Annotated in this window: 15 protein-coding genes; 8 read left to right on the top strand and 7 right to left on the bottom strand. The window is 53.2% G+C overall.

Going from position 1 to position 14,254, the window contains the following annotated elements; translation table 11 throughout:
* Both FHW74_RS02765 and FHW74_RS02760 read left to right on the top strand, forming a co-directional pair.
* Positions 1 to 303 (top strand): PTS lactose/cellobiose transporter subunit IIA, encoded by a 303-nt coding sequence (locus tag FHW74_RS02765; protein ID WP_183169431.1) that lies wholly within the window; start codon positions 1 to 3, stop codon positions 301 to 303.
* A 147-nt stretch (positions 304 to 450) separates the two neighbouring features.
* Positions 451 to 1,830, top strand: a complete 1,380-nt coding sequence (locus tag FHW74_RS02760) for a carbohydrate porin (RefSeq protein ID WP_183169039.1) — start codon at positions 451 to 453, stop codon at positions 1,828 to 1,830.
* A 43-nt stretch (positions 1,831 to 1,873) separates the two neighbouring features.
* On the opposite strand, the gene FHW74_RS02755 is transcribed toward FHW74_RS02760, so the two are convergent.
* From FHW74_RS02755 to yedE, 3 genes are all read right to left on the bottom strand, one after another.
* Entirely contained in the window at positions 1,874 to 2,884 is a 1,011-nt protein-coding gene (locus FHW74_RS02755; RefSeq protein ID WP_183169038.1) for a sensor domain-containing diguanylate cyclase, read from the bottom strand.
* 181 nt (positions 2,885 to 3,065) lie between these two features.
* Positions 3,066 to 3,299 (bottom strand): sulfurtransferase-like selenium metabolism protein YedF, encoded by a 234-nt coding sequence (gene yedF / locus FHW74_RS02750; RefSeq protein WP_125291856.1) that lies wholly within the window; start codon positions 3,297 to 3,299, stop codon positions 3,066 to 3,068.
* Complete coding sequence (gene yedE / locus FHW74_RS02745) at positions 3,296 to 4,510, bottom strand: selenium metabolism membrane protein YedE/FdhT (RefSeq protein WP_183169037.1); 1,215 nt, start codon at positions 4,508 to 4,510, stop codon at positions 3,296 to 3,298. The genes yedF and yedE overlap by 4 nt, the downstream gene beginning before the upstream one ends.
* A gap of 203 nt (positions 4,511 to 4,713) precedes the next feature.
* On the opposite strand from yedE, the gene yedD reads away from it, so the two are divergent.
* Entirely contained in the window at positions 4,714 to 5,127 is a 414-nt protein-coding gene (yedD, locus tag FHW74_RS02740) for a lipoprotein YedD (protein ID WP_183169036.1), read from the top strand.
* Between the two features lie 44 nt (positions 5,128 to 5,171).
* On the opposite strand, the gene amyA is transcribed toward yedD, so the two are convergent.
* The 4 genes from amyA to fliD all read right to left on the bottom strand — a co-directional run bounded on the left by amyA (position 5,172) and on the right by fliD (position 8,939).
* Complete coding sequence (gene amyA / locus FHW74_RS02735; RefSeq protein WP_183169035.1) at positions 5,172 to 6,659, bottom strand: alpha-amylase; 1,488 nt, start codon at positions 6,657 to 6,659, stop codon at positions 5,172 to 5,174.
* An 88-nt stretch (positions 6,660 to 6,747) separates the two neighbouring features.
* Positions 6,748 to 7,110 (bottom strand): flagella biosynthesis regulatory protein FliT, encoded by a 363-nt coding sequence (gene fliT / locus FHW74_RS02730; protein WP_183169034.1) that lies wholly within the window; start codon positions 7,108 to 7,110, stop codon positions 6,748 to 6,750.
* Positions 7,111 to 7,115: 5 nt separating this feature from the next.
* Positions 7,116 to 7,520, bottom strand: coding sequence for a flagellar export chaperone FliS (gene fliS, locus FHW74_RS02725; protein ID WP_125291861.1), 405 nt, complete (start codon positions 7,518 to 7,520; stop codon positions 7,116 to 7,118).
* A gap of 12 nt (positions 7,521 to 7,532) precedes the next feature.
* Positions 7,533 to 8,939: a flagellar filament capping protein FliD gene (gene fliD, locus FHW74_RS02720; protein WP_183169033.1), complete on the bottom strand. Its 1,407-nt coding sequence runs from the start codon at positions 8,937 to 8,939 to the stop codon at positions 7,533 to 7,535.
* A 290-nt stretch (positions 8,940 to 9,229) separates the two neighbouring features.
* Here fliD and FHW74_RS02715 point away from each other — a divergent pair, with 290 nt between their 5' ends.
* The 5 genes from FHW74_RS02715 to dcyD all read left to right on the top strand — a co-directional run bounded on the left by FHW74_RS02715 (position 9,230) and on the right by dcyD (position 14,240).
* The gene (locus FHW74_RS02715; protein ID WP_183169032.1) at positions 9,230 to 10,747 is read left to right on the top strand and encodes a flagellin; all 1,518 of its coding nucleotides are present in this window, start codon (positions 9,230 to 9,232) and stop codon (positions 10,745 to 10,747) included.
* A gap of 164 nt (positions 10,748 to 10,911) precedes the next feature.
* The gene (locus tag FHW74_RS02710) at positions 10,912 to 11,631 is read left to right on the top strand and encodes an RNA polymerase sigma factor FliA (protein WP_125291865.1); all 720 of its coding nucleotides are present in this window, start codon (positions 10,912 to 10,914) and stop codon (positions 11,629 to 11,631) included.
* 66 nt (positions 11,632 to 11,697) lie between these two features.
* Entirely contained in the window at positions 11,698 to 12,249 is a 552-nt protein-coding gene (gene fliZ, locus FHW74_RS02705; protein ID WP_183169031.1) for a flagella biosynthesis regulatory protein FliZ, read from the top strand.
* 85 nt (positions 12,250 to 12,334) lie between these two features.
* Complete coding sequence (gene tcyJ, locus FHW74_RS02700; RefSeq protein WP_183169030.1) at positions 12,335 to 13,135, top strand: cystine ABC transporter substrate-binding protein; 801 nt, start codon at positions 12,335 to 12,337, stop codon at positions 13,133 to 13,135.
* Between the two features lie 121 nt (positions 13,136 to 13,256).
* Positions 13,257 to 14,240 carry a D-cysteine desulfhydrase gene (gene dcyD / locus FHW74_RS02695; RefSeq protein ID WP_183169029.1) on the top strand — a complete coding sequence of 328 codons (984 nt, stop codon included), beginning with the start codon at positions 13,257 to 13,259 and terminating at the stop codon, positions 14,238 to 14,240.
* Positions 14,241 to 14,254 lie beyond the last annotated feature (14 nt).

The raw sequence follows: 14,254 nt of genomic DNA, 5'->3' as shown, positions 1-14,254 counted from the left end.
ATGGTGGTATTAGAAGAAGCGGTAATGGAAATTATTGTCAATGCGGGTCAGTCGCGCAGCCTGTGCTTTGAGGCGCTGCACGCTGCCCGGCAGGGCAACTTCGACGAAGCCAAAAGCCTGCTGAACGAAGCGGACGGCTATGCGCGCCAGGCGCACCGTATGCAGACCAAACTGATTGAACAGGACGCCGGTGAAGCTAAACAGCCGATGACATTAATTATGGTCCACGCTCAGGATCATTTAATGAATTCACTGTTAGCCCGCGAACTGTGTGAAGAAATACTGCATCTGTATCAGCGTTAATAATTAAATATTAACCGGAGTGTGAGTAACGAGAATAGTTTAACCGTTCTGTACCCTTAAATAATAAATAACTTGTTTTGGTGATAGCGATTCATTATCTCTGCCAGAACAGGGACTGTTATTACTAAAAATTACATAGAGAATATTATGAATAACATTAAAAAACTTCCATTAACGATGGCGGTTCTCGCCGTGCTTTGCCCAATTTCTGCTCTGGCTCAGGAATTCACTCAGGAGCAAATTGACGCTATCGTGGCGAAAGCGGTGGATAAAGCGCTGGCCGAACGGCAGGCAAAAATTGACGCCGCCGTGAATAAAAAAGCCGACGTGATCACTGAACCGCAAACGGCGGCGCAATCCCCGGATATGGCAATCCCGTTTGGCGTGAAATTTAGCGGCTACGCCCGTTACGGCGCGCATTTCCAGACCGGCGATCAAAAATATGTGGCGGTGGATGGCTCCTATAACGGCGCCTCGGCAATTGGTCGTTTAGGTAACGAAGGCAACGGCGGCGAATTCCAGCTCTCTAAAGCGTTCAAAAGCGATAACGGCGCAATCTGGGACGTTAACGTGATGATTGACCACTGGGGCGATGAAGTGAACCTGAAAAAGGCCTATGCCGGGGTCACCAATCTGTTCGCCTCGAACCCCAACGCCTACTTGTGGGCTGGTCGTGATTTCCACCAGCGTCCGCAACAGGGCATCAACGACTACTTCTGGATGAACCACGACGGGCAGGGCGCGGGGATCAAGAACTTCGATATCGGCGGCGTTCAGTTCGATCTCGCCACCGTGGCTGCCGTAGAGTCCTGTAGCCCGGAAGTGATGGATGACGAAGCTAACCCGTCGCGCATCACCTGTACCGGCGGCTCCGGTACGGGCGATAAGGGTAACTATGCGGTGACGTCGAAAATTCACGGCATGAAAATTGGACCGTTGGATCTTGAGCTGTACGGCAACTACGGTTTCGACTCTAAAGCGGTTGACGATGATGCGCGCATGAACGCCTGGCAGGGCGGCGTGGTGTTAAGCCACACCAACGACAGCGGCGTGAACAAAATCATCGCGCGTTACTCCGACAACTCCGACAACAGTGTGTACAACAAAACTGAGGATTTAACTACGGTTTACGCCAGCTTCGAGGGTCTGCATAAATTCACTCAGCAGGCGCAAATCGAATACCTGCTGGCATTCCACGACTACGACAACAGCAAAAACGGCAACGACAACCGCCGCAACTATGGCGCGATTGTCCGTCCAATGTACTTCTGGAACGACGTCCACTCGACCTGGCTGGAAGCGGGCTATCAGCGGGTTGATTACGACAAAGGCGGCGATAACAACGGCTGGAAAGTCACACTGTCGCAGAACGTGTCCATCGCCATGGGGCCGGAATTCCGTCCGATGCTGCGCTTCTATGTTACTGGCGGGGAAGTGGACAACGAACGCACCGCGCGGGTCAACGGCACCGACGATCAGCAGTTAGATTCCTTCAACATCGGCGCGATGTGGGAAGCGTGGTTCTGATGAACACTGCCGCCGTGAAACTCACGGCGGCGTAAGCACCGTATTAATGCTGTTTGCGGGCGTTTTTATCGAGATACATATTGGCATCGGCTTTACGCAGGGCGCTATCGGGATCTTCCTGAGTTGGTTGCGCCACATAAACGCCGATGCTGGCGCCCGCATAATTCAGCTCCAGATCCCTGAGGATGTATTTGCCTTCCAGTAGTCCATTGAGGCGCGCCTTCAGCGCGAAGGCGATTTTTTCCTGCGCTTCATCTGTTTTGCCGCCGAGCTCCGCCACCAGGAACTCATCGCCGCCGAGCCGTCCAATAATATCATCCTGGGTGATGCCGGCAGACAGCCGGTCGCTCACTTGCAACAGAAACAAGTCACCGGTTTCATGGCCGTGCAGATCGTTAATCTCTTTGAAATCGTCCAGGTCGATAAACGCCATGATTACCGTGCGCTCCCTATGGCGGGCAAGGGAAAACAGGGCGTCGAGATTTTTAAAAAGAGCGCGGCGATTGGGCAGGCCGGTCAGCGCGTCGGTATAAGAGTGGGCGATTAATGCCGCGTTGGCTTCCCGCAATTGCTCCAGCAGCGAATCTTTCTGGACGTACTGGGCGATCAGCCCGGCGAACAGGCGCAGCACATATTCGGCGCGCACTGAGAGCTCTTTTTTATCAGCGCTGGTGGCGCACAGCGTACCGTAGAGCGTGCCGTCATCAAGATGCACCGGTGTGCTGACGTAGGTGGTAATGCCCAACGCCTTTGCCGCTTCGGAATCACCCCACTGCGAGGCGACATCGTTGGTGTACAGACAGCCTTCGTCCATGGCGCGTTTGCATAAGGTATCGCCCCACGGCACGGAGAGCCCTTCGGGGATGTTCATCTCTTTACTGTTGCGTGAAAACAGGATGTGCTGCTTGCCTTGCTCCGCTTCGATCTTGGTGAGGTAAGTCGAATCCATCTCGGTCACGATTTCCAGCGTTTCAAGCAGTTTGCGGACCAGCCCTTCAAGGGAGTTTTCCGAAGCCAGGGTTTCTGAAATCCGTGACAGAATAAAATCAGACATCGTTAACGTACGCTCCAGAAGAAAGTGAACCGTGAATTCTAGCCGTTCGCACCCGACGGCACCCCACATCATACCAGGAAACGATCAGTTTTCAGACTATCCTGGCGTGTCACATCTATCTTTCGTTGAAATTTAATTGAGGGAGAGACGAACGGCTGTCGCCTCTCCCGGGGGAGGGTGGTTATTTGCGGATCAGATAGCGGATGGTCGGCCCATCTTGCTGAATTTCCAGCACGGTATAACCATGGTTGCGGGCATCAAGCGGGATGTTGTTGATCGACTGCGGGCAGTCGCTGATCACTTCTAATATCTCGCCTTTCTTGAGTTGCGGCATGGCTTCCAGCGTCGCCACGGCCGGGTAAGGGCAGGGCTCGCCCACCATATCAAGACGGTAATCCGGGACTATTGCGCTCATACGCTCTCCTTCACGGTTTCAGTGGTCACGGTACGGCTGCGACGGAAGAAGTGTTTTTCCCAGCCAATAATCAGCATCAATGCGGCAAACAGCATCAGGTAAGTCACCAACAGGCCACCCAGCGGGCCAAAGGTATTCAGCAGATTGATTTTGTCCCAGCTGGTGGCCAGGGCAGGGGAGAGATCGTCCCAGAAATACGCCAGAATGGTCGAGCCAATCACGTTGCCGAGGCCGACCCACCAGTAGTGCATCTGGCCTTCTACCGCGCGATACATCCAGCCGGTCTCACAGCCGCCTGCCAGCACAATCCCAAACCCAAATAGTAAACCGCCGAGCACGGCGTTCGGGCCAGCCCACATGATTTTTGGCTCCGCGCCCAGTTGCACGTAGCTGAAAATACCAATGGCGCTCACCGCCATGCCGAGAATAATCGCCTTCGCCATATGGGTACGCCCGGTGATCCACATATCGCGGAACGCCGAGGTGAAACAGATTTGCGCGCGTTCAATCAGCAGGCCAAAACCCACCCCGAACAGCATCGCCAGGCCCAGCTTCGGCTGATTCATGGCGGTGAGCAGCGCCCAGCCGATCATACCGACGAAAATCAGCATCCCGATACGGAAGCGGCGGCGCGCCTGATCGTGATTCTGCGTCAGTTGCGAGGCGCTGGAGACTTTTTGCAGCTTCACCGGGATGCGGAAAATCGGCATCAGGGTAAAGCGTGCGCCAAACCACGAGCCAATTGCGGTGGCGATGGCAAAAAACCACGCGTGCAGTGAGAACTGCGGAATGCCGGTAAAGAATGCCGCGAGGTTACAGCCCATCGCCAGACGCGCGCCAAAGCCGGCAATGATGCCCCCTGCAATAGCCTGAAGGATGCGGATGCGGTGCTGCGGCTTGCGGAGTTTGACATTATTGGCCCACAGCGCGGCGGCAAAACAGCCGCCGAACATACCAATAATCATCATGCCGTCGATGCGGGTAAGGGGAGAACCTTCGAGGTGGATAAGCTTAAAATAGCCCCACTCTTCGGCATGCACGCCCATTAATTGCAGCAGCTGACCGCCCCAGCGGGTAAATTCGCCGGTGACAGCCCAGAAGGTGCCGGTCAAGCCAAAGTAGTAGGTGGAGAGGATACCGGCGGCGATCACTGCCGGCAGCGGGGCCCAGAACTTAACGAGGTATTGCTGTTTGAATTGTTGCCATGACATGATTTTAGCCTCTGAACTCAGACGGATCTAAAAGCGCGCGAGCGCGCAGAAAAGAGCGGGCATCATAGGGCTTTTTTCGGCATGTTACCGGGGGAAATATCAAAGAAAATGCTGACTCAGGCCGTTTATTGCGCAACGAGAAGGCTGGCGGCGATAACGCTTTAATGCCACACTGCTTTTTTTGATCTCTTGCAGGAATAACGATGAAAAAATACGCACTGGCAGCGGCGCTGCTGGCCCTGAGCGGCTGCGCGCAGGTGGATAACTATCAGGAGGTGGTAAAAGCGCCTGCTCCCGCCGGGCTTGCCGGATACTGGCAGTCGCAAGGGCCGCAAAGTGAACTGGTCAGCCCGGAAGCCATCGCCAGTTTTATTGTGACCAAAGAGGGCGATACCCTTGACTGCCGCCAGTGGCAGCGCGTCATCGCTTTACCCGGCAAGCTGATGCAGCGCGGGGATGATTTATATAATGTGACCCAAAAGGTGGAGATTTATTCTGTTGAGCGCACCGGCGACCGGATGGAGTACGCGGGAATGGATTTGCAGCGCGTGGATCGCCCGACCAAAGAGTGCGCCGACTTTTTGGCGACGCATCCGCTATTAAGCCCGCTGCCGTAATAAGTTTTATCAGCGGGCAGCGTATGTCTGCCCGCTGCGGCTGGTTACATCACTTCTTCAATTACCCATACGCTGACGCTACCGCCCGGACAGGTAAAGATCCCGGTACCGTTTTCATCGGTGGTGACACGCTGCTCCTGATTACCCAGAAAATCACACCAGGTTTTGTTGGCGTAGTTTTCCCCTAACTCCAGCGTTTTTTCCCCCTCATCGCCGTTGGACATCACCACCACGCAGCCGGGGTCCTCATCGGTGCCGCTGCGGCTGAAAGCGATACAGTTGGGATGATCGAACCATAACGTCTGGACGCCGTGGGCGAAGCGCTGGCGGGCGTGGATCAGCATGTCGAGTTTGTCCACCACAGGCATATCGATGTGGTACATCTCGCCATCCCCACCGGTATCGTCATAGCTTGCGCCGTAAAGATCCGGGTAAAACACCGACGGAACGCCGTTTTCACGCAGCAAAATCAGCGCGTAGGCCAGCGGCTTAAACCAGGGTTCTACCGGCGCTTCCAGCGCCTGTAGCGGTTGGGTGTCGTGATTGGCCACCAGCGTCACCGCGTGGAACGGATCGGCTTCCACCAGCGTGCCGGTGAAAATCTGGCTCATATCGTAGTCGCGCCCCTGCTGAGAGGCTTCGTGGAATTTCATATGCAGCGGAGCATCGAACAGCATAGTTTGACCGTCTACCTGATCAATATACTGTTGCAGCTTTTCCACATCGTGCGCCCAGTATTCCGCCACGATAAACAGCGGCTTCGGCGCGACTTCCTGCACATGTTCGATCCACTCTTTGTAGAACCACGCCGGGATATGTTTTACCGCATCCAGCCGGAACCCGTCGCAGTGGGTTTGATCCATCACCCAGCGGGCCCAGTATTTGATCTCTTCAGTGACGGCGCGGTTGCGGTAGTCAATGTTAGAGCCCATCAGATAATCAAAATTGCCGTTCTCGTCATCGACCTGGTCGTTCCAGCCGTCGCCGGTGTAGTCATTGACGATTTTAAACACGCCGTCTTCGGTGGGGTTTTCGATGCGGTCGACGCCGCTAAAGCATTTGTAATCCCAGATAAACTTTGAGTATTGCCCGTTGCGGGCAGGGAAGGTGTAGCGAGTCCAGGCTTCGCATTCAATCACTTCTTCATCAATTTGGGTGCGATCCTGCTGGTTCACCCGATTGACCAGCACCCGCTCTTTTTCATCTGCGCCCATTTTGTGGTTGACCACCACATCCAGCAGCACAGCGATGTTATTTTTTTGCAGCGCAGAGATGGCGTCCAGTAACTGCTGTTTATCACCATATTTGGTGGCGACCGATCCTTTTTGATCGAATTCACCCAGATCGAACAGGTCGTAAGAGTCGTAGCCGATGGAGTGCTCGCCTTCGCTGCCTTTATACGCAGGCGGGAGCCAGACCATATTGATGCCAATATCATTAAAGGTTGCTGCGCGTTCAGACACCTCCGGCCATAACGTGCCGCCGCCGGGGGAATACCAGTGAAAACATTGCAGGATGGTGGGATTTTTCATCTTCCTTGCTCCAGAAGTCATTTAGCTGACTTCTGGAGTATGGAAGATCTTCATCAACTCACCAGAGCGGGGGAAAATTATCGTTGCGTTAATTGGCGGGCGTGTTGGGAACCAGCAGCATGCCGGATAATCTGCCATAGGCATTATTGAGCGATTGCTGGCGTGAAGACTGGCCAATCAGCTCGCTCAGTTCATCCAGCCGCTGCTGAAGCAGCGCTTTCAGCTGCTGCTCGTTTTCCAGCGTCTGCTTCAGGTAAGTCTCCAGCATATCCTGCACTTGTTTGCTGATCCTCGGGGCTGGCGTAATCATCACCGCCTCCACGGATTGCAGGTAGATGACTTCTTTTTCCAGCAGTAACTCCCATTCACCCCGCTGGGCCAGCTCCAGTAAGGTCTGGCTCATCAGCGCAACATGCTGCCAGCGGCTAATTAACTCCACGTTGGGGGACATGAATATTACTCCTGGGCGTGAGCCGGCTGTGGGGAGACTTGCTTCCATGCATCAGCGATATTGCTGAGCAACCCTTCAACTTCTTCAATTGCCTGGCTGTCGTTACGCAAATTAGCCTGTAACAGACGACGCACCATATAGTCATACAGCGACGACAGGTTAGTGGCAAGTTCGCCCCCCTGTTCGCGATCCAGCCCCGCTTTCAGGCCGTTATCGATAATATTGATGGCTTTACTCAGCGCTTCGCCTTTCGCCACCGTTTCGCCCTGCTGCATAAACAGGCGAGCGCGCACCAGCGCACTCATCGCGCCATCAAACAACAGCACAATAAGCTGATGGGGGCTGGCACTCATTACGGCACTCTCTACGCCCACGCGAGCGTAAGCGTTAGTACCACTGGCGTTATACATAATGACCTCTCATCAGGAGCTGGAATTGCTCATCGCCGTAAATTGTTGGCTTAAATAGGTGCTGGTGCTGTTCAGCTTGCTCATCATGGTATCGAGCTGGGTGAACTGCGCCTTATAGCGCGCAACCGTGGCGTCAATGCTTTCGCTGGTAGCCAGATACTGTTTAGTCAGCTTTTTCAGCGTGGCGTTGATGCTGTCCTGGGCGCTGTCGATAATGCCGTCATCGGCCAGGTACTCTTTTATGGTCGACGCCATTTTGGTGGTGATACCGGTCTCTTTACCGTCGCCTACCAATAGCAGACGCGCCGCGGAAGAGTTTTCATTCAACGCTTTGGTCAGCTTGGTATCGTCGATCTTTAATTTGCCGGTCGCGCCGTCAGTGGTGATGCCGATTTCATTCAACGTTTTAAACGTGGAACTGGTATCACCCTGAGTAAACATGCCGCGCAGGCCGGTCTGGATACTGCGAACAACGGTATCGCCTAACAATGCCCCATTCGATGAGCTTTGTGCATCCGCACCAGCATCAACGGCGGTGTATTTTGTCAGAGAGTTAAAAGTGTCAATCAGGGAGTTATAGGCATCAACCCACCCCTTAATCGCGGCTTTGGACTGATCGTTGCTTTTCTCCACCGTTACCGTCACGTTATCGACTTCTTTCGTTAGATTGAGCGTAACGCCTTGCGGGGCATCGGTGATGGTATTGGTTGGGCGTTCAATTTTGATGTTATTAACAGTCAATTGCGCATTTTTAGCTTCGACTAACTGCTTCATGCCACCGCTGGTGCCGTCATAGCTGAGGATGGCATTGAGTTGGGGATCGTCTTTCACCGAGAGAGTCATCGCATTATCGACCCCAGAGGTGGTTGACGTCAGAACCAGTTGGAAGTTTTTATCGTCAATTTTAACGATACTCGCCGATACGCCGCCATCTGCGTTATTAATGGCGTCGCGAATGCCTTCCAGCGAGGTTTGATCGCTGCTGAGTTTAATTTCCAGCGGCTTATCACGGCCCTTTTGATCTATTACGAGAGTGCGTTCGGCTACATTAGTGTCGCCCTGCGCATCTTTACTGGAGGAGATTTTACTTGTTGTCAGCGACTGCGCTTGCGCCAGTTGTGTCACGCTAATCGTGTATTTGCCTGCCGCAGCACCGGCAGTGGTGGTGACCGTTAAATCGGTGCTACTGCTTTTTGCTGTGGTGCTTTTAAACAAATCCGCATTATTCAATGTGGTATTCGTCGTCTGAAATTTTTCCAGCGCGCTTTTCAACGTGCCATAAGCAGTAAGGCGTGCAGTGTTCGCGCTTTGCTGTTGCGTAATAGGTGTCAGGCGCGCTTTTTCTGCGGTTGTCAGATTAGCTAACAGCGTATCCAGCGGTAAGTTAGCGCCAATCCCTAAAGATGTAATTGAAGCCATGCCATTTCCTTTTGATTGCAAACAGTAGTTAAAACGCGATATCGGCAATCTGGCGGCAAAGTTTAATGATTTTTTAGCGGGCTAATGGACTGAATAATGACGGTTAAGCGGGGTAATTCGCGCAGTAAAGAAGAGGGCATGAAAACAAGCCAGAAGAAATTCAAAAAAAAGCGTGAGCAATTAAAAATTCTCTAAAGTTCGAAAAAGGGGTGCCGATACATGGGTTACGGTGACAAGACCGTGGGCAACAGCCCAACAACATCAAGATGTAAATTGATAAGGAATAGATCATGGCACAAGTCATTAACACGAACAGCCTGTCGCTGTTGACCCAGAACAACTTGAACAAATCTCAGTCTTCCCTGAGCTCCGCTATTGAGCGTCTGTCTTCCGGTCTGCGCATCAACAGCGCGAAAGACGACGCCGCTGGCCAGGCGATTGCTAACCGCTTCACCTCCAACATCAAAGGCCTGACTCAGGCTTCCCGTAACGCCAACGACGGTATCTCATTAGCTCAGACTACTGAAGGTGCGTTGTCTGAAATTAACAACAACCTGCAACGTGTACGTGAGCTGTCTGTTCAGGCGACTAATGGCACTAACTCTCAGTCTGACCTTGATTCCATTCAGGCTGAAATCACCCAGCGTCTTGGCGAAATTGATCGTGTATCCGGTCAGACTCAGTTCAACGGCGTGAAAGTATTATCGCAAAGTGGCGAGCTTAAGATTCAAGTTGGTGCAAATGATAATGAAAACATTACCATTAACCTTAAAGAAATTAACTCCAAAACATTAGGTTTGGATGGTTTTAACGTTAACAATAAATTAGTAAAAGGTCCTGAAACTAGTAGCAGTATTTCAACCGTGAATCCTGAAGTTAATTTGGACATTGCTACATTAACCACTGACGTTGCAGCTATCGTTACTACTGAAACTTCAATTGACGGTAATGGTATCCGCAAAGCCGATGACGGTAACTACTACGTCAAAGTTAAAGGTGCAACTACAGATACTGATAAAAATGGATACTATAAAGTTACTGTAGATGCAACAAATGGTGATGTGACCGTTGATACAACTGGGCCAGTAAAAACTGATCCTTCATTTGGTGCGGTGGCAGGAACTGGTTCTACAGCGCTTATTACTAGCGTTAAAGACACTTCAGTGAATCATGCTGTCACTCTTGATCCTGCTAGTACAGCCGGTATTGCAAACGCGAAACTGGTTACACTGCAGGATAGTGAAGGTAATAACTTGAAAGGTGCCGATGGTAAAGAAATTTATGCTATCAAAGGTGACGATGGGAAACTTTATGCTGCAGAAGTAGATACTGCGACTGGCGACGCAAAAGTAATCCAACAGAATTACACCGATAAAGAGGGCAAGGCTCAAACAGCTAATGTAACCTATGGCGGTGAAGATGGATTAACTCAAGTCGTTAGTATTGACAGCAAAGTTTACAAGCAGGCTGATATAGCGTTACCGGCTAATAATGATTTACGTACAGCTAATTTAACTGAGCAAAAAGTTAATACTGCCAATCCTTTAGCTCAGCTCGATAAAGCTCTGGCGCAAGTCGACGCTCTGCGTTCTGACCTGGGTGCGGTACAGAACCGTTTCGATTCTGCTATCACCAACCTGGGCAATACCGTAAACAACCTGTCCTCTGCTCGTAGCCGTATCGAAGATGCTGACTACGCGACCGAAGTGTCCAACATGTCCCGTGCGCAGATCCTGCAGCAGGCAGGTACTTCTGTACTGGCACAGGCCAACCAGGTTACGCAGAACGTTCTGTCTCTGCTGCGTTAATTGGCAAAACCCCTTACAAACCCCGCCTCGGCGGGGTTTTTTACTGCTCCGATCTCTCTATAACCCCTAAATAGCCCCCCATTTCACCCACTATTCATCCGATTAAAAGCCCTCCAGAAACGGATAATCATGCCGATAACTCATTTAACGCAGGGCTGTTTATCGTGAATTCACTCTATACCGCTGATGGTGTAATGGATAAACACTCGCTGTGGCAGCGTTATGTCCCGCTGGTGCGTCACGAAGCATTGCGCCTGCAGGTGCGCTTGCCGGCGAGTGTCGAACTCGACGATCTGCTTCAGGCAGGCGGCATCGGGTTATTGAACGCGGTGGAACGCTACGACGCCCTGCAAGGTACGGCATTTACCACTTACGCAGTACAGCGTATTCGGGGAGCCATGCTGGATGAACTGCGCAGCCGCGACTGGGTGCCGCGCAGCGTCCGGCGTAACGCCCGCGAAGTCGCACAGGCCATCGGTCAGCTGGAACAAGAACTCGGACGTAACGCCACGGAAACTGAAGTGGCGCAGCGCCTGGGCATCGCGCTTGACGAGTATCGTCAGATGCTACTCGACACCAACAATAGCCAGCTTTTTTCCTACGACGAGTGGCGGGAAGAGCATGGCGACAGCATTGAACTGGTCACCGAAGAGCATCAAAGCGAAAACCCGTTGCAGCAGTTGTTGGAAAGCAGCCTTCGCCATCGCGTCATGGAAGCGATTGAGGCGTTGCCGGAACGTGAACAACTGGTGCTGACGCTCTACTACCAGGAAGAGCTCAATCTCAAAGAGATTGGCGCGGTGCTGGAAGTCGGGGAGTCGCGGGTCAGCCAGTTGCACAGCCAGGCAATTAAACGGCTACGGTCTCGTCTGGGTAAGTTATAGGTTGTTGAGCTGCTCATCATCCTGGAAATGGAAATGCCACTCATGCATGTCACACCGGGAGTCACTATGACCGAGCCAAAACAAAAAAAACGGCCTATTAGCCGCTACCTGAAAGACTTTAAGCACGCTGAAACCCATTGCGCCCATTGCGGCAAACTTCTGGACCGCATCACCCTGGTCCATCGTGGGACTATCGTTAACAAAACCGCTATCGCCCAGCTCGATACCTTAATCGATGAAGCGACCTGGGCCAGCCAGCGCCACGAATGGTCGGCGCTGTGCCGCTTCTGCGGCGACTTGCACTGTAAAGTGCAGAGCGAGCACTTCGATATCATCGGCTTTAAACAATACCTGTTTGAGCGCACCGACATGAGCCCCGGCACCATCCGCGAATACGTGGTGCGCCTGCGCCGTCTGGGCGAGCATCTTGAAGCCCAGCAGATCCCCGCCGACCAGGCGCAGCAGGGCGAAATTGAAGATCAGCTCGAACGCTGGCTGCCGCCGACCAGCACCAACAACTACCGTATCGCGCTGCGTAAATACTCCCGTTATTTACACCACAGCCACCAGAATGAGCCCGCAAAAGCCCTGTATGAGACGACTTCTGCTATATATTAATTTGGCATAACTCGTTCCATTCTGTTGTTTGCTTAACAGGTGTAACTCTTTAAACTGGCTGAAAATTTCGATATCTGGGGTATCTATGAAACTTGCACAGTTTGGCCGCCAGGCGCTGATGGGCGTAATGGCAGTGGCGTTGATGGCAGGCGTTAGCGTCAAAACCTTCGCAGCGGAAGATCTGCTTAATAAAGTGAAAGAGCGCGGGACGCTGCTGGTTGGGCTGGAAGGCACCTATCCGCCGTTCAGCTTCCAGGGCGATGACGGTAAGCTCACCGGCTTTGAAGTGGAATTCGCCGAAGAGCTGGCGAAACATCTCGGCGTGAAGGCGTCGCTGAAACCGACCAAATGGGACGGGATGCTGGCGTCGCTGGACTCTAAGCGTATCGACGTGGTGATAAACCAGGTGACCATCTCCGACGAGCGTAAGAAGAAATATGATTTCTCCACCCCGTATACCGTTTCAGGTATTCAGGCGCTGGTGAAAAAGGGCAACGAAAGCGGCATTAAATCCGCCGATGACCTGAAAGGCAAAAAAGTGGGTGTCGGCCTGGGCACCAACTATGAAGAGTGGCTGCGCCAGAACGTGCAGGGCGTGGATATCCGCACTTATGATGATGACCCGACCAAATACCAGGATCTGCGTGTAGGCCGTATCGACGCGATTCTGGTTGACCGTCTGGCCGCGCTGGATCTGGTTAAGAAAACCAAAGATACCCTGGCCGTGGCGGGCGAGCCGTTCTCGCGTCAGGAAGCGGGCGTGGCGCTGCGTAAAGGCAACGAAGATCTGCTGAAAGCGGTAGATCAGGCGATTGCCGACATGCAGAAAGACGGGACCCTGGCCAAACTCTCCGAGAAATGGTTCGGTGCCGATGTGACGAAATAAGTCGTCGCAAACGCAAAAAGGTGCTGAAATCAGCACCTTTTTTTATTGCATGCCGCCAGCCCTGGCGCATGTGATGCATAATTATGACCATTGCGAACAGAAAACGGCATCCGGAGATCTCATGTCACTGCATAACTTAACCCGCTTCCCGCGTCTGGAATTTATTGGCGCACCCACGCCGCTGGAGTTTTTACCGCGTTTGTCCGATTACCTTGGGCGGGAGATCTATATCAAGCGTGACGATGTGACGCCAATAGCGATGGGCGGCAACAAGCTGCGCAAGCTGGAGTTCCTGGCGGCGGATGCCCTGCGCGAAGGGGCGGACACCTTAATCACCGCCGGCGCGATCCAGTCCAACCACGTGCGCCAGACTGCGGCGGTGGCGGCGAAGCTGGGGCTACACTGCGTGGCGCTGCTGGAAAACCCGCTGGGCACCCGCGCGGAAAACTATTTAACCAACGGCAACCGCTTACTGCTCGACCTGTTTAATGTGCAGATCGAGATGTGCGACGCGCTGGATAACCCGGATGCGCAGCTTGAAGCGTTAGCCACCCGCGTAGAAGCTCAGGGCTTTCGTCCGTACGTCATCCCGGTTGGCGGTTCCAACGCCCTGGGCGCGATGGGCTATGTGGAAAGCGCGCTGGAAATCGCCCATCAGTGTGAATCCATCAGCCTGAGTTCGGTGGTGGTGGCGTCCGGCAGCGCCGGAACCCATGCCGGCCTTGCGGTGGGCCTTGAGCAACTGATGCCTGACGTGGAGCTGATTGGCGTCACCGTGTCGCGCACCATCGCGATGCAAAAGCCGAAAGTCGTGGCGCTGCAACAGGCCGTGGCGCAGCACCTGGAATTAATCGCCGCTGCCGACATTATGCTTTGGGACGACTATTTCGGGCCGGGCTACGGCGCGCCGAATGAGGAAGGCATGGAAGCGGTAAAACTGCTCGCCCGGCTGGAAGGGATTTTGCTCGACCCGGTGTATACCGGAAAAGCCATGGCGGGGCTTATCGACGGCATCGAACAGAAGCGCTTTAAAGATCGCGGGCCGATTCTGTTTGTCCACACCGGCGGCGCGCCTGCGCTGTTCGCCTACCATCCCCACGTTTGATTGCCGGGTGAAAA

Source organism: Atlantibacter sp. RC6 (assembly GCF_014193285.1).
Classification (GTDB): Bacteria; Pseudomonadota; Gammaproteobacteria; order Enterobacterales; family Enterobacteriaceae; genus Atlantibacter.
This window is presented reverse-complemented; position numbering and strand designations above follow the sequence as displayed.